Genomic DNA, 20231 nt, shown 5'->3' with positions numbered 1-20231 from the left:
GTTCCCAGCCGCGAGCGCAGCGAAGCGGCTCTCCAGAAACCACCGCATCCGATGGTTTCCGTTGCACTTCGGAAACCATCGGATGCGGTGGTTTCTGGGGTAGGCCAACCGCGGCGCCGTTACCCGGTGGGGAGGTCGATCAGGAAGGTGACGCCGTAGCCTTCGGCGGAGGCGAGGCGGAGGTCGCCGTCCATCAGCTTGACGAGGTCGCGGGCGATGGTGAGGCCGAGGCCGACGCCCCGCCGCCCCGCGATGCCGTGCTCGCCGATCTGGTGGAACAGCTCGAAGACCCGCTCACGCTCCGGTCCGGGGATTCCGGGCCCCTCGTCCCGCAGCAGCAGCGTCGTCGTGGCACCGTCGACCCGAGCATCGAGTTGGATGACGCCATCCCCGGCGTACTTCGCCGCGTTGTCGATGAGCGCAGAGAGGACCTGCCGCAGACGGAAGGGGTCGGCCCGAACCGCCACCTCGTCGAGACCAGGACGGACCTCGATCTGCGCATCGATCTCGGAGATGAGCTCGGCCACCAACGGCAGCAGCTCCACCCGCGTCGGGACGACGTCGAGGCTGCCCTGTTCGATCTCGGACGCGATGAGCATGTGGTCGACGAGCCGTCCGAGGCCCGTGGCGTGGCGCAGGATCGAGACCGCGTAGTCGCGGGCGCTCTCGGGCGCGAGCGTCTCGCCGTGCTCGGCGAGCACCTCGGCGAAGCCGAGCACGACCGTCAGCGGTGTGCGCAGCTCGTGCGACGCCAGCGTCAACAGGCGCGACTTGAAGCGGTCGAGCTCGTGCAGACGTGCCACGGTCTCCTTCTCGGCTCCTAGCAACTCGAGGTTGTGGATCACGAGGCTCATCTGCTCCGCGATGCGCTCCATGAGTTCGAGCTCGGCAAGCGTGAACCGGTTCGGGATCGGGCTCTCGGCGTTGATGACCCCGCGCACCTGACCGGCGACGCGGAGCGGGGCGCAGATCTCGCTGCGGGTCTCGTGCACGACCGCGTCGTAGAACGGATCGTCACGGGTGTCCCGGGCCAGGTACGGCCGTCCCGTCATGGCGACGTGCCCGAGGATCCCCCGCGCCATCGAGAACCGCATCCCCGCCACATGGTCGGCGTACCCGTAGGCGGCGGCCACCTCCAGCGTCTCGTCACGGCGGAGGAGCACAGCCAGCGACTCCCATCCGAGCTGCTCTCGGACCTCTCGCACCATTCGGTCGATGGCGATGTCGAGATCCGGATCCTGCAGCCCCGCGGAGATCACGGCGGCGGCCGCCTCGAGGCCCCGGCGCAGGCGCTCCTCGTGGTGGGCCTGCTCTAGGGCGAGCTCGTGCAGCCGTATGGCCTCGAGCGCCCACGCGAGCTCGTCCGCGACGGGGGTGAGCTGGACGACGGTGGCCGGGTCGAACGCATCCACCTCCAGGGCCTCGATCACGAGCACGCCCCACGTTCGGCCGCCCAGACGCATCGGGACGGCGACACCCGACCGGTGCGCACCACCACTGCCGTCGACCCACCGCTCATCGGCCTGTGAGTCGCGGCACACCACCGCCTCGTCCGCGGTGACGGCCGCTCCCATGATCCCCGCGTCGCGCGGCAGCCGCTGCGGGACGTCATCGGGGAACCCCGACGAGGCGACGTTGACGAGCGCGCGCCCCTCGAGGCGGTACAGGGACGCGGCGGGGTAGCCGAGCACGCCGGCGATCCGTGCGAGCAGGCCGGAGAGGGCGTCGAGGCCGGCATCGGGGTCGAGGTGATCGCGCACCACCTCGGCGAGGCGGAGCGCGGACGCCGCCGTGTCATCGCCACCACGTGCGAGGGGAGCGTGGGCGGCACCCTCGTCCTCCGACGACCCCACCGATGACATGCCCGGATGGTACGGGGCATGCCCCTCCTACGGTGTCAGCATCCGACGCCGGCCGGGCACGCTCACTCCCCCCCACCTCCGAGGCCGAGCGATCGTCGTATGGCGCCGGCGAGATCGAAGCGGTTGCCCTCGCGCTTCCACCGGCCGCCGAGCGTGGCGTGATCGACACGCCCCACGCCGAGGGCCACGCGGCCGAGCCACGCCTGCGCCCACATCCGAACCAGGTCGGGCGTGACGTCCTCACCGTACGCCGGGAAGACCTCCAGCAACGTCCACACGTCGTCGAGCCGCCGCGTCTCCGTGCCCAGCTCGAAGCTCACCGGGAACGGCTCGCCCTCGGCCCGCGCGTCCGCGAGCGGGACCGCGACCTCGTCCCACAGGTCGTGGTGCGACAACCCCTCCGGTTGTTCGAACCCGGCCGGGGGGTGGAGGCGGAACTCGAGGGTCACGTCATCGACAGGCGCGGGCACGCCATCGGGGAGGTTGTCCTCCGTGACCTCCTCGAGCCACACCTGCCAGCCGTTGAGGTAGGAGTCCAACGGCGGACCGAACACCGCCTCGAGTCGCAGCAGCAGCTCACCGTCGACGGCGAACACCGCGACCGGGGTGCCAGCCGAGGCCATCACGGACGTGCGCTGCGCGGATGTCGCATCGCGTCGGTGTCGTTCCTGACCACGTTCTGTGTCATCCTCCGCACGGTGCGGCTTCGGCCGCACCAGTGGCCCCGTGCGTCCCCCCGTCGTACGGGGCCACACTCATGAGAAGCTAGTGCGTCGTCCAGCCACCGGAGGGAGCGTGACCACGCCGCCGCCCCGCCGGGTCACCGACCTGGCTCGGCGGGGCATCCGCCTGGTCGCCGCTGCTGCGCTCGCGTTGCTGGTCACGGCCGTCACGGCGGTCGCGACCCCCGGAACCACCGCCGCCGCGGCGGTGCAACTCGTCGTCGGCGCAGCGCTCGTCGCGGGCGGCGTGTGGCGCGACCGCGCGGGGCGGAGCGGGCCGGCTGCGCACGCTGCGACGCAGGACCGTCAGCCGAGCGCTCTCGGCACGACGACGATCGTCGCCGGCCTCGCCCTCGTCGCGGTCGGTGCGCAGGCGGCGATCCACCCCGAGGGGGCCGAGCTCGACCGCTTCCTCCTCGGCATCGGTGCCGCGTTCCTCGCCGCGGGCTACGCGCTGTCGGAGCGTCGGCTCGTCACGCTCGGCGTGGTGCAGTGGATGATCGTCCTCGCGCTACCGGCCTCCAACACCCAGCGGTTCGCGCACTGCATCATCGGGCCGGAGTTCAGCGTCCCGGTCCCACGGCTCGACCCGGTCCTGCTGCTGGCCATCGGGGCACTCGTCGTCGGCACCGTGCACCGCACCGCACGGTGGCGGGTCCAGCCTGGCCGCGGGCTGGAGATCACCGGTGTCATCACCGTGAACGGCGTGCTGCTGCTCAAGGCCATCGAACTGCCCGGACTCGAGCGCCTCTGCGGCTCCGGCGACGCGCTCGATGAATGGTGGACCGTCATCGGCCTGGTGGTCGCCATCGCCAGCGGCCTCTACGGTCTGGTCAGCCGCGACACCGTGTGGGCGGCGACCGGGGTCGCCGCCCTGACCACCCAGGGTCTGGCCGCCACGACCCTGACCGGTCAGCCCGGGTGGGCCCTCGCGGCGCTGCTCCCGCTGGTCATCGGGATAGCAGCGGCCGAACGCGCCGGCGTGCCCTGGCCACGCGAACCCGGGTACGGATCGCGCCCGAGCGCACGCGACCTCTTCCAGGAGGACCCGTGAAGACGCACCAGGCCTCACCCCCCAGGCCGGCAACGCCGGCCCCTCCCCCCTCGAGGGGGGAGGTATGACCGAGCCGGGGTCCCCCCCCAGGCCGGCCACCCCGGCCCCACCCCCCGCGAGGGGGGAGGGATGACCGATCAGGCCTCACCCCCCAGGCCGGCAACGCCGGCCCCTCCCCCCTCCAGGGGGGAGGTATGACCGATCAGGCCTCGACCACGCACCGCTACACCCTGCTCGGCGCCCCGCCCCGCAACGAGCGGGACCTGCTGGTCACCCGGCTGTGGCAGGCCGACGCGCTGGGCGTGTGGGAACAGGACGATGCCACCGTGGCGTGGTTCGACCGCCGCGACGACGAAGCCGTGCCGCCCGGTGGCCGCTGGGAGGTCGAGGAGGAGCGCGACTGGCTGTCCGAGTGGAAACGTGAACTCGGTACCGTCCGGGTCGGGCGGATCGTGATCGCCCCGAGCTGGATCGACCACTCTCCCCTGCCGGAGGACATCACCATCGTGATCGACCCCGAGCAGGCGTTCGGCACCGGCCACCACGCCACCACCCGCCGCTGCCTCGAGCTGCTGCAGTCGCTGGAGGTGGTGGGACGCGAGGTCCTCGACGTGGGCACCGGCAGCGGGATCCTGGCCCTGGCCGCCGAACGCCTGGGCGCCGCCAGGACCGTGGGCATCGACACGGACCCGACGGCGGTCGAGGTAGCCGCCGCCAACGCGGCCCGCAACGCCGTCACCCCGGAGCTGCGGGTCGGCTCGGTCGAGGTGGCGGAGACGACCTTCGACCTCGTCCTCGCCAACCTCGTGACCGGCACCATCATCGACCTCGCCCCCGACCTCGTCGCGGCCACACGCCCTGACGGCGACCTGATCCTCAGCGGCATCCGAGCCGACCGCGGCACGGAGGTGATCGAGCTGCTGGCGCAGCTCGGGGCGGTACTGCTCGAGCGCGCCGAGGAGGACGGCTGGCTCGCCCTCCTGTTGTCCCGGCCAGCGACAACCACCGCTGCGACACCGTGAGTCCCGTGCGACCGCTCCCCCTCGTTCCGCTGCTCACGACGGCGGTCCTAGTCGTGATGGCTGCCGCGTGCGCCCCGCCCGAACTGGGGACCGAGGACGGCGTGACGGTGGAGCCCACTGGCCCCGACCTCGACGCACCCGACCCCCGGAAGGGGGCGCTCGTCGACACGGTCGAGGAGCTCGACGCGACCCTGGAGGCGGCGCACGGTGCGTTGCAGGAGGCCGCGAACGCCCCGGACGTCGCCGTCGCTCGCGCCGCCGCCGAGCGAGCCGTCCACCTGCTGTCCGCCGACCCCGACCTCGTGGGAGACCTCGACGGCGACGGGGCAACGGCCACGCCGCGGGCAGCGCCGCTCTTCCCGGGGCCGACCGAGCGGCTCGACGACGGCGAGCACTACGGCGACGTGTTCTCCCGCACCCTCACCGCGGCGCGAGCGGCTGGGGCGGCCGGCGGCGACGTCGTCGATCTGCTGCGCGATCCCGTCGCCGGCGACATCGGGGTGTGGCAGCAGGACGCGGGCGGGGTGCTCGAGTCGATCCGGGACGCGATCGAGGCGGGCCGCCTCGAGGAGGTGGAGGTGGCGGTCGCCGAACTCGCCGGCGAGGGCACGCGGGCGCTCGCCTGGGCCCTGGCGGCCGTCCGCAGCTCCGACCTCGAGGCCATCCACGCCTACGCCGAGCGGGGCGGGGCCCACCTCGACCTGATCCGCTCAGCCATCGACGCCGTGGAGATCGAGTGAAGGAGAAGGAACCGACGGTCGAGGTCGACCTCCACGGCATCGCCCACGGCGGCGAGGCGGTGGGACGGTTACCCGACGGCCGCGCCGTGTTCGTGGGGCGCGCCATCCCGGGCGAACGGGTGCGCATCCGGGTCGTGGAGGACAAGAAGCGGTGGGCACGAGCGGAGCTCGTCGAGGTGGTGACCCCGAGCCCCGACCGGGTCGAACCGCCCTGCCCCTACGTCCCCGAGTGCGGTGGCTGCGACCTGCAGCACGTCGTGCCTGCCCGGCAGCGAGTGATGAAGACGCGCGTCGTGCGCGAGCAACTCGAGCGGCTCGGCGGCATCGAGGCTCCGCCGGTGGACGAGATCCGCGCCGTCGGTCCCGACGTGCGCTACCGCGAGTCGGCCCGGTTCCACGCGGCGGACGACGGCCGTCTGGGGTTCCACGCCGCCGGCTCGCACGAGGTCGTGCCGATCGCCGACTGCCTCATCCTCCACGAGCTGTCCCAGCTGCTCCGCGAGGAGGTCGGTGACCGGACCGGCGCGTCCGAGGTGACGGTGCGTGCGCCGTACTCGGGACGGGTCGCCGTGCTCCACCCGGGCCCTGGCCCGCTCGACATCCCCGAGGGCAGCTTCGACGTCGCGCTCGCCCAGCCGGACGGCAGCGTCGCACCGCTGCGGGGAGACGGCGTCATGAGCTCGATCATCGCCGGCTTCACCTACCGCTACGACGCATCGTGCTTCTTCCAGGTGAACCCGGGCGGTGCGGAGGCCATCGTCGAGGAGGTGCTCACCGCGGTGGGGGCGGTCGGGGGGCGACACGTGTGGGACCTGTACGCCGGTGTCGGCCTGCTGTCGCTGCCGCTCGCTGCGGGCGGGGCGGTCGTCACCGCGGTCGAGGGGCACGCCCCGGCCACCGCGTGGGCCCGGCGCAACGCCGGGGAGGCCGGCGTCGACGTCGAGGTCGTGACCGCGCCGGTGGAACGGTTCGTCGGGGAGGTGAGTCGGGACCCCGGCGTGCGCCGCCCCGATGTCGTCGTGCTCGACCCGCCCCGGCGGGGCGCAGGCGCGGACCTCGCGGCCGACCTGGCCGCGCTCGGACCGGAGGTCATCGCCTACGTCGCCTGCGACGTGGCCGCGCTGGCGCGGGACACCAGAGCGCTCACCCGCAGCGGCTACCGGCTCACCCGGGCGGTACCTCTGGACCTGTTCCCCATGACCCACCACATCGAGGTCGTCGCCCGTTTCGTCCGGAGCTGAGGGCATGGGGCCGGCACGCACCCAGGCTCGCGCGACATGCGGTCGCCGCGCGGGAGAGGGTGACACGCGGCCCGTCATCCTCCTAGGCTCGTAGTAGGTCCGTGGGGGACGCCAGATCGGCGCACCTGCGACCAGCCACCATCCACCAAGGGAGGGAACAGGTGCGCATCCGGAAGTCACTCAAGCTCCCGGCCCTACTGCTCGCGTTCGGCCTCGTGGCCACGGCGTGCGGTGGGGACGATGACGACGACACCACCACCGGGGGGACCGACACCGAGTCCCCGACGGCGGTCAACGGCACCGACGGCACGCAGGCCTCGGGTCAGGACGGGGCGGGCACCAGCACACTCGATGTCGTCCGCGACCGCGGCTCGCTGCGCTGTGGCGTGAACGGCCAGCTCGCCGGCTTCTCGCTCCAGGAGGGCGGGACCTACACCGGCTTCGACGCCGACTACTGCAAGGGCGTCGCCGCGGCGATCCTCGGTGACCCCGAGGCGGTCGAGTTCGTGGATCTCACCGCGGACACGCGGTTCACCGCGTTGCAGTCGGGTGAGGTCGACGTGCTGATCCGCAACACGACGTGGACCGTCAGCCGTGACTCGTCGCTGGGTCTGGCGTTCACCGCCACGACCTTCTACGACGGACAGGGCATGCTGGTCAACGCCGACAGCGAGTTCCAGACCCTCGACGACCTGCAGAACACGGTGATCTGTGTCCAGTCGGGTACGACCACCGAGCTGAACCTCGCCACCGTGTTCGCGGCGCGCCAGATCGAGTACGAGCCGCTGCTGCTGCCCGACGAGGAGCAGATCACCCAGCAGTTCGAGGCCGGCGCGTGCGACGGCTACACCACCGACAAGTCGGGTCTCGCCTCGTTCAAGCAGACCTTCGCGGGTGGTCCGGACTCGGTCCGGATCCTCGACGAGACCATGTCGAAGGAGCCGCTCGGCCCCGCGACACGTCAGGGCGACGATGCCTTCTTCGACATCGTGCAGTGGGTCGTGTTCGCGACCTTCCAGGCGGAGGAGTTCGGGCTGACGTCGGAGAACATCGGCACCTACGATGGTGACGACCCCGAGATCCTGCGCTTCATCGGCCAGGGCGCGGGCGAGGACGCGCAGTTCGAATCGGGCCTCGGCATCGACGAGGGCTGGACCGTCGACGTCATCGAGGCGATCGGCAACTACCAGGAGATCTACGACCGCAACATCGTGCCGCTGGGCCTGCCCGAGGGCCAGAACCAGCTGTACACCGAGGGTGGCCTGCACTACCCGCCGCCCTACCGTTGATCACCTGATCGGCGACTAGCAGAAAGGGGGGCGGGCCACGGCCCGCCCCCCTACTCTGCATGTGATCCACGGCGCGAAGGAGGTAGTCCCGTGGCGTCCGCCACCACGGTCCGGCCGCCGCTGTGGCGCGACATCCGCGTCCTGCGCTGGGTCGGGCAGATCATCGTCGCCGTCGCGGTGATCGCGTTCATGCTGTGGATCTACAACAACGTCCAGACCAACCTGCGACGTGCCGGCCTGCCGACCGGCTACGGCTTCCTCGAACGCCCCTACGGCGTCGACATCCCCGGCAGCGACTTCCGCCCCAACCAGTCCATCTGGCAGGCGTTCATGGTCGGGTACGGCAACACGATCCGCGTGATCGCGTTCGGTATCCCGGTCTGCACCATCCTCGGCATCCTCATCGGTATCTCCCGGTTGTCCGACAACGCCCTCGTACGCGCGTTCGGCACCGTCTACGTCGAGACCTTCCGCAACATCCCCGTCCTGCTGTGGATCCTGCTCTCGTTCGGCCCGGTCCTGACGTTGAGCCTGCCGGTGATCACCGAGCCGCTCGAGCCGCTCGGACTCGCGGTGTTCTCCAACCGCGGCATCTTCGTGCCCTGGTTCAACTTCGAGGTATCGATCATCACCGTGCTGGTGGTGATCATGATCGCCATGGTGACCACCGCTCTGGTCGTGAGCTGGCGCGGCAGGGTCAACGAGAAGACCGGCAGGCCGTCGCGGGGTGGCCTGTTCGGGATCGTGGCCTTCATCGCGGTCATCCTCATCGGCTTCTTCTCGCTGGGCACGCCCACGACCGGCAGCGTCCCCAGCGTGGAGGGCCGGCTCGTCACCGGCGGCATCAACGTCTTCATCAACTACGCCGCGCTGACTCTCGCGCTGACCCTCTACACCGCCAGCCACGTGGCCGAGATCGTCCGCGGGGCGATCCAGGCGGTCCACAAGGGCCAGGGTGAGGCGGCCAACGCCCTCGCGCTCAACACCTACCAGCGCTACCGCTTCGTCATCCTGCCCCAGGCGTTCCGGATCATGATCCCGCCGCTCGCCAGTCAGTACCTCAACCTGACCAAGAACTCGTCGCTGGGGGTGGCGATCGGCTTCTTCGAGATAACCCGTGTGTACCAGACGGTCGCCAACAACGCGGCTCCCCAGATCCAGGCCGTCACGATCCTGATGGGTCTGTACCTCACGTTCAGCCTCGGGATCTCGCTGATCGCGAACATCATCAACCGTCGCCTCCAGCTGGAGACGCGCTGATGGCCGGCCCGATGATCGACGACGCGCCCAAGGAACCGGTGGTCGCGGACGAGACGCCGCTCCTCCCGGTGCCGCCTCGCAGGCTCGGCACGTGGGCCAAGGAGAACCTGTTCGGCAGTGTCAAGGACACGATCCTCACGATCGTGTTCGGGGCGATCCTCGGCTGGTTCACGTGGAAGGCCATCACCTACGCCTTCTTCAACGCGCGCTGGGAGGTCATCTTCGACGGCCCGCTCCACGTGTACATGGTGGGCGGGCGGTTCGGCGATACCGGCCTCGAGTTCGCCAACGTCTGGGGCGCGATCTTCCTCGTGGCCGCCGCGGGCGGTTGGGTCGGTGGCCTGTCCGTCCGCGCAGGAGCCGTGCCGAACTGGAAGCGCTCGCTCAAGATCGCCGCACCGGCGTTGCTCGGGGTCGGCGCCGTCCTCGCCATGACCCGCACCATCACCCCGACGCTGCTGGTGCTGGCGACGTTCGCGATCGGCTACGCGACGCGCTGGGTCGTGCCACGTCTACCTCACGGGGTCGCGCGGCGCTCCGGCTGGATCCTGACGGTGTTGACGGTCGCGTCCTTCCTGGTGCTGACGGGCGGTGACCCGGGGAACATCAACCGCTTCGGTGGACTGCTCCTTACGGTCGTCGTCTCCGCAGGTGGCATCGTCCTGAGCTTCCCGATCGGCGTCGTCATGGCGCTGGCGCGGCGCTCGTCCTTCCCCCTGATCCGGCCGATCGCCGTGGGCTACATCGAGCTGATCCGGGGCGTGCCGCTGATCACGCTGCTGTTCATGGGCCAGTTCGCCCTCGGGTTCCTGTTCCCGCCGGGTATGAACGCGCCCGGACCGATCCCGCGCGCGATCATCGTGATCACCCTGTTCACCGCCGCGTACGTGGCAGAGGTCGTGCGGGGCGGCCTGCAGTCGGTGCCGAAGGGCCAGACCGAGGCCGGCCAGGCCGTCGGACTGTCGCCGCTCAAGATCACGCGCCTGATCGTGCTGCCCCAGGCGCTGCGCAACTCGATCCCCGCCCTGATCGGGCAGTTCATCTCGCTGTTGAAGGACACCTCGCTGCTGGTGGTCATCGGGATCCAGGACCTGCTCGGCATCACCGAGGTCGTCCTCGGCCAGCTGCAGTTCCGGTCGCAGGGCTACCAGCCCGAGACCTTCGCGTTCGTGGGACTCATCTACTGGGTCATCACGTTCACGATGTCACGCGCCTCGCAGCGCCTCGAGACACGACTGGGAGTTGGGACGCGATGAGCACACCGAACATGGAAGAGCTCCGCGCCGACGCGGTCAAGGCTGGCGGTACCGGAGAGGCCGTCATCACGATGGAGACCGTCGACAAGTTCTTCGGCGACTTCCAGGCGCTGGAGGACATCAGCCTCGTGGTCGGCAAGCAGGAGGTGGTGGTCGTCATCGGGCCATCGGGCTCGGGCAAGTCCACCTTGATCCGGTGCATCAACCGCCTGGAACACCACGACAACGGTCGCATCGTCGTCGACGGGATCGAGCTGTCGGACGACGTGCGCAACATCCAGGAGATCCGGCGCGAGACCGGCATGGTGTTCCAGTCGTTCAACCTCTTCCCGCACCTGACCGTGCTCGAGAACGTCACCCTCGCGCCCCGCCAGGTGCGCAAGTGGCCCAAGAAGAAGGCCGAGGAAGAGGGGATGCGCCAACTCGAACGGGTCCAGATCCCGGAGCAGGCGCACAAGTTCCCGGGCCAGCTCTCCGGCGGTCAGCAGCAACGCGTCGCCATCGCCCGGGCACTGGCGATGCAGCCCAAGGTCATGCTCTTCGACGAGCCCACCTCGGCGCTCGACCCCGAGATGATCAAGGAGGTGCTCGACGCGATGGTCGAGCTGGCCGAGTCGGGTATGACGATGGTCGTGGTCACCCACGAGATGGGCTTCGCCCGCGCCGTCGCGGACCGGGTCGTGTTCATGGCCGACGGCCAGATCGTCGAGGTCGGGACCCCCGAGCACTTCTTCGAGGACCCCCAGGAGGACCGCACCAAGCTCTTCCTCAGCCAGATCCTGTAACTGGCGACGCCGCATCCGCGGCGTCGATAGGGACCTCAGCCGGAGCACGCGGCTCTCCACAGGGCGGATCCGATCACCTGACCGCTGGGGGCATAGCGGCGTACGATGCGCTCGTGGCCGCTGACACGTTGGCGATCATCAGCACCCAGCTCGTGACGATGCTGGGGTTGCTGTATTTCCTCGTGACCCGGATGGACGGCCTCGGACGCGAGCTTCGATCCGAGATGGGGCATCTCCGCGCTGAGTGCCTAGGCGATGGCACCCGCACCCGCGACGAACTGCGCGGCGACATGGGCGAGCTGCGCGACGAGCTGCGCGGCGAGATCGCTCAGACCCGCGACGAACTCCGCGGCGAGATCGACCGGCTCGGTGCGCACCTGGGCGCACGCATCGACCGGCAGACGGCGCGCATCGACGCGCACATCGAGCGCCACGCGGGCTGACCCCGCCCCGCGGGCCCGCGCCCCCCTGGCTCGGCCTCCGCGACACCGTGTGGCACGCTGCGCACGATCGCCGGGAGAGGATCAGGTGGCCCCGCTGGCTCAGGAACTCGCGCTCTTCGGATCGTCCTCGCCGTGGATCGCCGCCGCGCTGATCCTCGTCGTCGGCGCGGCCCTCGCAGCCGTGGTCGCGGCGCTCGTCAACGTCGTCGCGCGCAAGCTGCTGGAGGACACCCGCGAAGCCGGGCGCGTCGCCGGGGCGACCTTCTGGGTCATCACCGGCGTCACCGTCCTCCTCGCGGCGGGGCGTCTGACGGGACCACGCACGACGCAGCTGGGGCTGACCGACGCCACCCGCACGTTCCTCGTGCGGCTGCCGGACCTGTTCCTCGCGCTGCTGATCGTCGTGCTCGCGTACGTCGTGGCCGTGGCGCTCCGGTCGCTGCTACGTCGGGTGCTCGCCCGCTACCAGCCCGCCGCCGCCGACATCCTCGCCCCGGCCGGCTTCTGGGCGGTGCTGATCCTGGCCGCCCTCGTCGCCGCCGACCAGATCGGCGTCGAGGTACGCCTGGTCCAGGGACTGCTGCTGCTGCTCATCGGGGGCCTCGTCCTCGCCGCGGCGCTGGCACTCGGACTGGGCTCACGCGACCTCGTGGGCCACATCGTCGCCGGCCGCCACGCCGAGAGGATCGTGGGCGTGGGGGACGAGATCGATGTCGCCGGTTTCCGCGGAACCGTGACGGCGATCGGTCACGCCAGCGTGCGTCTCGCGACGCACGACGGCGAGGTCGAGGTCCCCAACCGCCTCCTGCTCGACGAGGTCGTCATCGTGCTCCGGCGAGGCGGTCGGTGACGATGACCGCATCGGACCGTCGTGGACGTCGTCCTCCCCCGGACCGCCGCCGGGGCGCCAGCCATCGGCTCGACGGTCCGGCGCGACGGCTCGTCGACCGCGTGGGGCGCGTCGATCGCCCCGCCCGGTTCCGCACTCGCCTCGCCGACGTCCAGGCGGCGCGGGAACGCCGCGAGCGCGTCACGCGCCGGTTCATGGCGGTCACGTGGACCGCGGTGACCGCCGCCCTGGTACTCGCAGGCGTGGCGCTTCTCGACCTCGCTGGCGCGCTCATCGGTCTCGGCGCCGGCGCCTCGCTCTTCGTGATCGGCCGAGCCGTCGCGTGGCGCGCGACGCGGCGCGGCGCTCCCGCCTGGGACTGGGAGGCGGGCCGTTACCGGCTCTACGGGCGCCCCGCCGACCGCGTCCAGATGCTGGACCGCCCCCCGGACGCCCGCATCGCGGAGGACCCCATGGGCACCGGCTTCGAACGCTTCCTCCGTCGGCGGTCGTGATCCTCCGCCGCAGACCTCCCCTCCCTGACGACCTCCGACCGGCGTGGCAGGCGTTTGTCGACTGTGCCGACCTCATCGAGGGAGCACGCCGCCTGCTGCTCGGCACGCTCCCGACGGGTCGTGTCGAACCCGCGCCGGTCGGGGTGGGCCTCGACGCGGTCGGCCAGGCCATCGCCGACGCGCGCGACTGGATGGACCGCTGGCAGATCGACGAGCTCCACCAGGTGTGGGCGGAGTGCGAGCGGGCACTCGACGAGTCGGCCTCAGCGATCGACGGCGCGCGCGAGGTCGCGGTCACGACCGGTGAGCTCGAGGAGCTGCTCGGAGCGGTCGAGGAGGTCGTGGCTCCGCTCGACGCCTTCGCCGACGCCGAGCGTGCCTGGCGCGACCGCTGGCGCCTCCCCCGTTGACGCCGACGCAGCGGCGGCGGCGGATCCTCGGGCTCGCGATCCCGGCCATCGGCACGCTCGTCGCGGACCCGCTGCTGGGGCTGGTCGACACCGCGGTCGCGGGACGCATCGGGACCGCCGAGCTCGGGGCGCTCGGCCTGGCCGTCGCGGTGCTCGCCACGGTGAGCTGGGTGTTCAACTTCCTCGTCTACGGCACCACCGCGACGGTCGCGCGCGCGATCGGCGCGGGTGACCGAGAGGCCGCGGGTCGCCGCGTCGCGCACGCCGGTGTGGTCGCCGCGAGCATCGGCGTGGCGGTCGCCGTGCTCATCGCCGTCGTCGCGGATCCGCTCGTCCGGGCCTTGGGGGCGGTCGAGGCGCTGGTCGAACCGGCGGTCTCCTACCTGCGGATCCGCGCGGTGGGCGTGCCGTTCCTGCTTCTGGGCTACGTCGGGCACGGGGCCTTCCGGGGCGTCAGCGACACCCGCACCCCGCTGGTCATCGTCGTCGTCGCCAACGTCATCAACGGGGCGCTCGATGCCGTGCTCGTGTTCGGCCTGGGGTTCGGCCTCGGTGGCGTGGCGTGGGCCACGGTCGCGGCCGAGGTCACCGCCGTGGTGGCGTTCGCGCTGCTGCTGCGCCGCGTGGACCTCCCGCTCAGGGGCCACGGGCTGCCCGACCGCGCCCAGCTCCGTGCCCTCGCCGCCATCAGCCGCGACCTGTTCATCCGCACCGGATCGCTGCTCCTCGGTCTGCTCGCGGTCACCGCGGCGGCCGCGCGGATCGGCACGGTCACGGCTGCCGCCCACCAGGTGCTGTGGCAGGTGTGGATAATGGTGAGCTTCCTGCTCGACGGCTTCGCCATCGCAGCCCAGGCCATGGTCGGCACGGCGCTCGGGGCGGACGACATCGAGGAGGCTCGCACCACCGCCCGCGAGCTGGTGCGCTGGGGCATCGTCGGCGGCATCGCGATCGCCACGCTGCTGCTGGTGGGCGTGCCGGTGATCCCGGGGCTCCTCACCGACGAGGTGGCGGTACTCACGGCGGCCGGGTCGGTGTGGTGGCTGGCGATGGGCGGTCCTGGGACCCATCGGACGTGCTGCGCGCCAGCCGTGATGGGCCCGCGGCGCAACCCGCGATCAGCAGCACGCCGACGATCGCTGTGGGGACTGCACGCCTGCGGCACCGGTCGCCGATCACCTGCGAGCCATCCCTCCTCCGCCGGTCTGCGAACCGCCGCGCGGCAGGTCCTGGGCCACCGTCTTCGCGAACGGCGTCGCAAGCACGTCCGCGACCGGCAGATCGAGCTCCTCGGCGAGCGCCTCGGCGAAGGCGGCCCGACGCTGGGCGTGACGGTCCTCACGGGCCGTCTCCTCGGTGACCGACTCCTCCTGGGCCGGCGCGGTCGCGTCCTGGGCGAGCGCCGGGATGGCGACCGCCCCGCCCGCCAGGGCGATGGCGGCGGCTGCGCCGGCGAGCGTCTTGTGGGCGAGCATCGGATCTCCTCCTGCGGCTGGGGCGAGTGCTCACAAGGTGCGCCCCGAACCTGAGAAGCCCCTGAGAACCAACGGACCGCCAAGGAGATCGCCCGTCCTCCGGGTGCGGGTTAGCTGCCACTGCAACGGCCGAGGTGCGCGGTGAGCGCGCGTTCCGGGGGTGCGGAGTGACGTCGACGTCGACGTCAGTGTCAAGTAGGGGGAGAGGCCGCCCCCGACCGGAGAGAGTGCTGCGTGAGCGCTGACGTGCACGGCCGCCCACTCGTACGGCGGCCGTCAACCGTGAACGCCCCCGACGAGCAGTCCCGCCCCGAACCCCCCGAGGAGCGCTTCGAGCAGATCTACCAGGCCGAGCTGGCGACCATGCAGGCGTGGCTGCGGGCCCGCACCGGCAGCGACGCCGACGGCGACGAACTGGCGGCCGAGACCTTCGCCCGCGCCTACCGCGGCTGGCACGGCTTCCGCGGTGAGTCGACCCGCCGGTCGTGGCTGTGGCGCATCGCCCACAACACGCTCAAGAACTGGTTCCGCGGCCGCGGCCGGGAGACGGTCGTGCCCGAGGCACGACCGACCATCGCGGCCGAACCCGCTGATGTGGCCACCGACCAGCGTGCCGCCGTCTGGGAGATCCTCGGTCGTATCGAGGGTGAGCAGGCGCGCCGCGCGACCTACCTGCGCTACGTCGAGGGACGCAGCGCCGACGAGGTCGGCGCCGAACTCGGGATCACGCCCGGCGCGGTGAGGACCCTCACCTACCGCACGCTCGCCGCGCTCCGCCACGAGCTGGAGGACCATCGTGGCTGAGCTGCGGACCGCGTTCCTCTTCCCCGGCCAGGGTTCTCACGCCGCCGGCATGGTCAGTGCGTGGGACGGCCACGCGACCGCGAAGCGGACCATCGACGAGATCAGCGAGATCGTCGGTCGGGATCTGCGCGCACTGGGGGACGACGCCGAGGCCTGCGCCCGCACCGCCGTTGCGCAACCCGCCGTCTACGCGGTCAGCATCGCGGCGTGGCGTGCGCTGACCGAGACGGGCATCAGCCCGGTCCTCGTCGCCGGTCACAGCCTGGGCGAGGTCGCGGCCACGGTCGCGGCGGGGAGCCTGTCGGTCCGGGACGGCGCACTGCTGGCGCTCGAGCGCGGAGCGGCGATGGCGGCCGCGTGCGCCGGCGCCCCCGGCACGATGACCGCGCTGCTCGGCCTCGACGACGAGACCGTCGAAGCGGTGCTCGCCGCCACGCCGGAGGTGACCGTCGCCAACCGCAACGCACCCGGTCAGGTCGTGCTGTCGGGTCCACACGCCGCCCTCGACGCGGCGGTCGAACGTGCACGCGAGGCCGGCGCTCGGGTGCTGCCGCTCACGGTCGAGGGCGCGTTCCACTCACCCGCGATGACGCCTGCCATGGTCCGCGTCGATGCGCACCTGCGCCGCACCGACCTCACCGATCCAGCCGTTGACCTCCTCAGCGGCGTCGACGCCCGGGTCCTCACGACGGGCGGTGCCGTCCGCCGCGGGTTGACCGAGGGCGTGCTCGCTCCCGTCCGGTGGCGCGAGGTACAGGATCGGCTCGCCACCTTCGACCTCGACCTGGTCGTCGAGGTCGGGCCTGGCGGCGTGCTCCGCGGGCTCGCCCGCCGGAGCCTGCGGGGAACCGACGCGATCTCGATCGACACGCCCCAGAGCCTGGCCAGCCTCGCCGACCGCCTGGCGGACCGGGCGCTGGTCCCCACAGGAGCGAACCGGTGACCGTCATCGTCCCACCCTGCGCCGTCGTCACCACCCCCGTCGACGGCCGCGTCGAGCGCCTCGCCGACCCCGGCACCGCCGTCCACGCCGGCGACGTCGTCGCCGTGGTGCACGGCTCGAGCGGCCGACGCGAGCTGGTATCCGCGGTCCGTGGGTTCATCGGCGGGGCGCTCGCCGCGCCGACGCAGGCCGTCACGGCCGGAGAGGCGGTGCTGTGGCTGTCGCGACGCTAACCGATCCCGCCGTCGCGCCCCCCGATGGCGCGATCGCCGTGGGGATCGCGGGCATCGGGGCACACCTGCCCGAGCGCGCCGTTTCCAACGACGAGCTCGCGGCGACCCTTGACACCTCCGACGCGTGGGTCCGCGACCGCACGGGCATCGGTCAACGCCACCTCGCGGCCGACCACGTCGCGACCTCGGACCTCGCGCTCGCCGCCGGGAAGGCGGCGCTCGCCGACGCCGACCTCGCCGCGGCCGACCTCGGCGCCGTCATCGTGGCCACCTGCACGCCCGATCACACCCTGCCGGCGACGGCGACGCTGGTCGCGGCTCGCCTGGGTACCACCGCCCCGGCCTTCGACCTGAACGCGGCGTGCTCGGGCTTCGTGTACGGGATCCGGTTGGCTGCCGGGCTGGTCGCCGCCGGAGGTGGGCCGGTCGTGTTGATCGGCGCCGAGACGCTCAGCCGCATCATCGACTGGACCGACCGCTCGACCGCCGTGCTCTTCGGTGACGGCGCCGGTGCGGTCGTGCTCGCCGCCGGTGCGGGCACGGTCGGCCCGTTCGACCTCGGCGCGGACGGCGACCTCGCCGAGCTACTGATCGTCCCCGCCGGCGGGTCGCGCACGCCCCGTTCGAGCGAGCCCCGCGACCACCTCCTGCACATGCACGGCCGGGAGGTGTACCGCCACGCGGTCCGGCGCATGGCGGCCTCGTCGCTGGCGGTGCTCGACGCAGCGGGACTGACGCCCGACGACGTCGACCTGTTCGTCGGACACCAGGCGAACGCCCGCATCCTCGACGCCGTCACCGCACGGGTGGGCATCGATCCGGCTCGTGCTCACGTGACCGTCGACCGGCACGCCAACACCTCCGCGGCCTCCATCCCGCTCGCGCTGGCCGACGCCGCCGCCGCCGGTCGGATCGCGCCCGGGGCACGGGTCCTCGTGACCGCGTTCGGTGGCGGCCTGACGTGGGGCTCCGCGCTGCTGAGCGGATGGGAGGTGGGGCCGTGACCGCGACCACTCGTCCCGACCGTGTGGCGCTCGTCACCGGCGGCAGCGGTGGCATCGGCGCCGCCGTGTGCCGCAGCCTGTCCGCCGCTGGCTACCACGTGCTCGTCGGGTGCCGCTCGGATGCCGAGGCGGCTGCCAAGGTCGTCGCCGACTGCGACGCCGCCGAGTCGGTCGCCATCGACGTCACCGACCCCACTTCGGTCGCGTCGGCGGTCATGCGCGCGTCCGAGGCCGGCGACCTCTCCGTGCTGGTCAACAACGCCGGCATCGCCGACGACGAACTGCTCCTGCGGCTCGAACCGGAGCGCTGGGACCGCACGCTCGACGTCGACCTCCGCGGCGCCTACCTCGCCTCGCGCGCCGCATTGCGCCCGATGCTGCGAGCGCGCTGGGGCCGCATCGTCAACGTGTCCTCGATCGTCGGGTTGCGCGGCAACGCGGGACAGACCGCCTACGGCGCGGCCAAGGCCGGACTGATCGGCTTCACGAAGTCGCTGGCCCGCGAGGTGGGACGCAAGGGCATCACGGTCAACGCCGTCGCGCCCGGGTTCGTCGAGACCGCCATGACGGCCTCGCTGGGCGAGGACGCCCGACGCGATCTCGTGGCGCTGGCCCCGCTCGGCCGCTCCGTCCGCCCCGACGAGGTCGCCGCCGCCGTGGCGTTCCTCGCCTCCGACGGTGCCGCTGCCATCACCGGCGCGGTCCTGCCGGTCGACGGGGGCGCCGCTGCCTGATCACACCTCCGGTCGACGACGGCCGGACCGCGAACGAACCGCAAACGAACCGGGAGAGACCCATGCAGGAGCTGTACGACACGTTCGTGACCATCCTCACCGAGACGTTCGCCATCCCCGAGGAGACGATCACCCGTGACACGACCTTCTACTCGCTCGACCTCGACTCGCTCGACCTCGTCGAGCTGACCCTGCTCATCGAGGAGCGCACCGGCATCCGCATCGAGGACGAGCAGCTCGCCTCGATCGAGACGGTCGGCGACGCCGTGGACGCGGCCGCCGCGCAGGCCGGAGCCGTAGCGTGACGTTCTCTCTCCACCCCCCAGGCCGGCAACGCCGGCCCCTCCCCCCTGAGGGGGGAGGTATGACCCACGTCGTCATCACCGGACTGGGGCTGCTCACGCCCGCAGGCCGCGGGGTCGACGCCACGTGGGAGACCATCATCGCCGGGAAGTCGACCGCGGCCCACGACGACGCCCTCTCGGCGGCCGGGGTCGGTGTGACGCTGTCGTGCCGCGCCCCGGCGTTCGACCCCGACGCCGAGCTCGGACGGGGCGCGGGGCGGCGCATGGACCGCTACACCCACCTCGCGCTCATCGCAGCCGCCGAGGCGCTGAAGGACGCGGGCCTCGGCGAGCTGCCCGATCCCGATCGCGTCGCGGTCGTGCTCGGATGCGGCATCGGCGGCGCCGCGACCTGGGAGCAGGAGTGCGCCCGGTTCCTCGAGCGGGGGCCGGGGCGGGTGAGCCCGCTGTTCATCCCGCGCATGCTGGCCAACTCCGCCGCCGGGGCGATCTCGATCCGCACCGGCGCGCGCGGCCCCAACCTCACCGTGAACACCGCGTGCGCCAGCGGTGCCACCGCCATTCACGTCGCGCGCGACCTGCTGCGATCCGGTAGCGCCGACGTCGCCGTCGCCGGCGGCGTCGAGGGCGGCATCACGCCCCTGTCGGTCGCGGCCTTCGACCAGATGGGTGCCCTGTCCCGCAACCCCGACCCCACCACCGCGTCGCGGCCGTTCGACGTGGAGCGTGACGGTTTCGTGATGGGGGAGGGCGCCGGCATCGTCGTGCTCGAACGCGAGGAGGACGCACGAGCCCGCGGGGCGCGTCCGGTCGCGTGCGTCGCGGGAGTCGGCGCGTCCGCGGACGCCCACCACGCCACCGCACCGCCAGAGGACGGCTCCGGCGCTGCGCTCGCCATGCGCCGCGCGCTGGCCGCCGCCGATCTCGGCGCCGACGACGTCGTGCACATCAACGCTCACGGCACCTCGACGCCGCTCAACGACGCCGCCGAGGCGCGTGCGATCCGGAGCGTGTTCGGCACCGCGACCGACCACATCGCGGTGAGTTCCACCAAGGGCGTCACCGGTCACCTCCTCGGGGCCGCCGGAGCGGTCGAGGCGGTGCTGACCGCGCTCGCTATCCGCGACGGCCTGGTCCCGCCGACGGCGGGCCTGCGTTCCCCCGACCCCGAGGTGGACCTCGACATCGTGCTCGACAGCGCCCGCGAGCAGTCAGTGCCCGTCGCCGTCTCGAACTCGTTCGGCTTCGGTGGCCAGAACGCCGTGCTCGTCCTGACCGCCGTCTGACGACCCAGGAGGAACCGCT

22 protein-coding genes are annotated in these 20231 nt (G+C 72.1%); 20 read left to right on the top strand and 2 right to left on the bottom strand.

The window, feature by feature from the left end:
- Positions 1–119: 119 nt before the first annotated feature.
- Together KY469_07035 and KY469_07030 are read right to left on the bottom strand one after the other, a co-directional pair.
- Positions 120–1862 (bottom strand): GAF domain-containing protein, encoded by a 1743-nt coding sequence (locus KY469_07035; protein MBW3662838.1) that lies wholly within the window; start codon positions 1860–1862, stop codon positions 120–122.
- Between the two features lie 62 nt (positions 1863–1924).
- On the bottom strand, positions 1925–2485 hold the full coding sequence (locus KY469_07030; GenBank protein ID MBW3662837.1) for a hypothetical protein: 561 nt from the start codon (positions 2483–2485) through the stop codon (positions 1925–1927).
- 172 nt (positions 2486–2657) lie between these two features.
- Here KY469_07030 and KY469_07025 point away from each other — a divergent pair, with 172 nt between their 5' ends.
- The 20 genes from KY469_07025 (at position 2658) to fabF (ending at position 20212) form a co-directional block, all read left to right on the top strand.
- Positions 2658–3638 carry a hypothetical protein gene (locus tag KY469_07025; protein MBW3662836.1) on the top strand — a complete coding sequence of 327 codons (981 nt, stop codon included), beginning with the start codon at positions 2658–2660 and terminating at the stop codon, positions 3636–3638.
- Between the two features lie 194 nt (positions 3639–3832).
- Complete coding sequence (locus tag KY469_07020; GenBank protein ID MBW3662835.1) at positions 3833–4660, top strand: 50S ribosomal protein L11 methyltransferase; 828 nt, start codon at positions 3833–3835, stop codon at positions 4658–4660.
- 5 nt (positions 4661–4665) lie between these two features.
- Complete coding sequence (locus KY469_07015) at positions 4666–5400, top strand: hypothetical protein (protein ID MBW3662834.1); 735 nt, start codon at positions 4666–4668, stop codon at positions 5398–5400.
- Positions 5397–6641, top strand: a complete 1245-nt coding sequence (locus tag KY469_07010; protein ID MBW3662833.1) for a class I SAM-dependent RNA methyltransferase — start codon at positions 5397–5399, stop codon at positions 6639–6641. Before KY469_07015 ends, KY469_07010 begins: the two co-directional genes overlap by 4 nt.
- A 161-nt stretch (positions 6642–6802) precedes the next feature.
- Positions 6803–7930 (top strand): amino acid ABC transporter substrate-binding protein, encoded by a 1128-nt coding sequence (locus KY469_07005; protein MBW3662832.1) that lies wholly within the window; start codon positions 6803–6805, stop codon positions 7928–7930.
- A gap of 90 nt (positions 7931–8020) precedes the next feature.
- On the top strand, positions 8021–9190 hold the full coding sequence (locus KY469_07000; protein ID MBW3662831.1) for an ABC transporter permease subunit: 1170 nt from the start codon (positions 8021–8023) through the stop codon (positions 9188–9190).
- Complete coding sequence (locus KY469_06995) at positions 9190–10446, top strand: amino acid ABC transporter permease (protein ID MBW3662830.1); 1257 nt, start codon at positions 9190–9192, stop codon at positions 10444–10446. The genes KY469_07000 and KY469_06995 overlap by 1 nt, the downstream gene beginning before the upstream one ends.
- Positions 10447–10457: 11 nt before the next feature.
- The gene (locus KY469_06990) at positions 10458–11231 is read left to right on the top strand and encodes an amino acid ABC transporter ATP-binding protein (protein ID MBW3662829.1); all 774 of its coding nucleotides are present in this window, start codon (positions 10458–10460) and stop codon (positions 11229–11231) included.
- A gap of 113 nt (positions 11232–11344) precedes the next feature.
- Positions 11345–11674 (top strand): apolipoprotein A1/A4/E family protein, encoded by a 330-nt coding sequence (locus KY469_06985; GenBank protein ID MBW3662828.1) that lies wholly within the window; start codon positions 11345–11347, stop codon positions 11672–11674.
- 85 nt (positions 11675–11759) lie between these two features.
- Positions 11760–12524, top strand: coding sequence for a mechanosensitive ion channel family protein (locus KY469_06980; GenBank protein ID MBW3662827.1), 765 nt, complete (start codon positions 11760–11762; stop codon positions 12522–12524).
- Positions 12525–12526: 2 nt separating this feature from the next.
- Entirely contained in the window at positions 12527–13018 is a 492-nt protein-coding gene (locus KY469_06975) for a hypothetical protein (GenBank protein MBW3662826.1), read from the top strand.
- A complete protein-coding gene (locus KY469_06970) occupies positions 13015–13428 on the top strand; it encodes a hypothetical protein (protein MBW3662825.1) in 414 nt (137 codons plus the stop codon). The genes KY469_06975 and KY469_06970 overlap by 4 nt, the downstream gene beginning before the upstream one ends.
- Positions 13425–14957, top strand: a complete 1533-nt coding sequence (locus KY469_06965; protein MBW3662824.1) for an MATE family efflux transporter — start codon at positions 13425–13427, stop codon at positions 14955–14957. Before KY469_06970 ends, KY469_06965 begins: the two co-directional genes overlap by 4 nt.
- 180 nt (positions 14958–15137) lie before the next feature.
- Positions 15138–15707 (top strand): RNA polymerase sigma factor, encoded by a 570-nt coding sequence (locus KY469_06960; protein MBW3662823.1) that lies wholly within the window; start codon positions 15138–15140, stop codon positions 15705–15707.
- Positions 15700–16650: an ACP S-malonyltransferase gene (locus KY469_06955; GenBank protein ID MBW3662822.1), complete on the top strand. Its 951-nt coding sequence runs from the start codon at positions 15700–15702 to the stop codon at positions 16648–16650. The genes KY469_06960 and KY469_06955 overlap by 8 nt, the downstream gene beginning before the upstream one ends.
- Complete coding sequence (locus tag KY469_06950; GenBank protein ID MBW3662821.1) at positions 16647–16883, top strand: hypothetical protein; 237 nt, start codon at positions 16647–16649, stop codon at positions 16881–16883. The genes KY469_06955 and KY469_06950 overlap by 4 nt, the downstream gene beginning before the upstream one ends.
- Before the next feature lie 32 nt (positions 16884–16915).
- On the top strand, positions 16916–17887 hold the full coding sequence (locus KY469_06945; protein ID MBW3662820.1) for a beta-ketoacyl-ACP synthase 3: 972 nt from the start codon (positions 16916–16918) through the stop codon (positions 17885–17887).
- Complete coding sequence (gene fabG / locus KY469_06940; GenBank protein MBW3662819.1) at positions 17869–18621, top strand: 3-oxoacyl-ACP reductase FabG; 753 nt, start codon at positions 17869–17871, stop codon at positions 18619–18621. Before KY469_06945 ends, fabG begins: the two co-directional genes overlap by 19 nt.
- 62 nt (positions 18622–18683) lie before the next feature.
- Complete coding sequence (locus KY469_06935; protein MBW3662818.1) at positions 18684–18926, top strand: acyl carrier protein; 243 nt, start codon at positions 18684–18686, stop codon at positions 18924–18926.
- A gap of 59 nt (positions 18927–18985) precedes the next feature.
- On the top strand, positions 18986–20212 hold the full coding sequence (gene fabF, locus KY469_06930; protein MBW3662817.1) for a beta-ketoacyl-ACP synthase II: 1227 nt from the start codon (positions 18986–18988) through the stop codon (positions 20210–20212).
- Positions 20213–20231 lie beyond the last annotated feature (19 nt).

This window comes from Actinomycetota bacterium (assembly GCA_019347575.1).
In the GTDB taxonomy this organism is placed as follows: Bacteria; Actinomycetota; Nitriliruptoria; order Nitriliruptorales; family Nitriliruptoraceae; genus JAHWKY01.
This window is presented reverse-complemented; position numbering and strand designations above follow the sequence as displayed.

What these genes read in the sequence shown, in the direction of transcription:
- fabG (MBW3662819.1), top strand. Translation starts at nt 17,869, where the DNA reads ATGGGAGGTGGGGCCGTGACCGCGACCACTCGTCCCGACCGTGTGGCG.
- KY469_06995 (MBW3662830.1), top strand. Translation starts at nt 9,190, where the DNA reads ATGGCCGGCCCGATGATCGACGACGCGCCCAAGGAACCGGTGGTCGCG.
- KY469_07020 (MBW3662835.1), top strand. Translation starts at nt 3,833, where the DNA reads ATGACCGATCAGGCCTCGACCACGCACCGCTACACCCTGCTCGGCGCC.
- KY469_06975 (MBW3662826.1), top strand. Translation starts at nt 12,527, where the DNA reads ATGACCGCATCGGACCGTCGTGGACGTCGTCCTCCCCCGGACCGCCGC.
- fabF (MBW3662817.1), top strand. Translation starts at nt 18,986, where the DNA reads ATGACCCACGTCGTCATCACCGGACTGGGGCTGCTCACGCCCGCAGGC.
- KY469_07030 (MBW3662837.1), bottom strand. Translation starts at nt 2,485, where the DNA reads ATGGCCTCGGCTGGCACCCCGGTCGCGGTGTTCGCCGTCGACGGTGAG.
- KY469_07035 (MBW3662838.1), bottom strand. Translation starts at nt 1,862, where the DNA reads ATGTCATCGGTGGGGTCGTCGGAGGACGAGGGTGCCGCCCACGCTCCC.
- KY469_06935 (MBW3662818.1), top strand. Translation starts at nt 18,684, where the DNA reads ATGCAGGAGCTGTACGACACGTTCGTGACCATCCTCACCGAGACGTTC.
- KY469_06990 (MBW3662829.1), top strand. Translation starts at nt 10,458, where the DNA reads ATGGAAGAGCTCCGCGCCGACGCGGTCAAGGCTGGCGGTACCGGAGAG.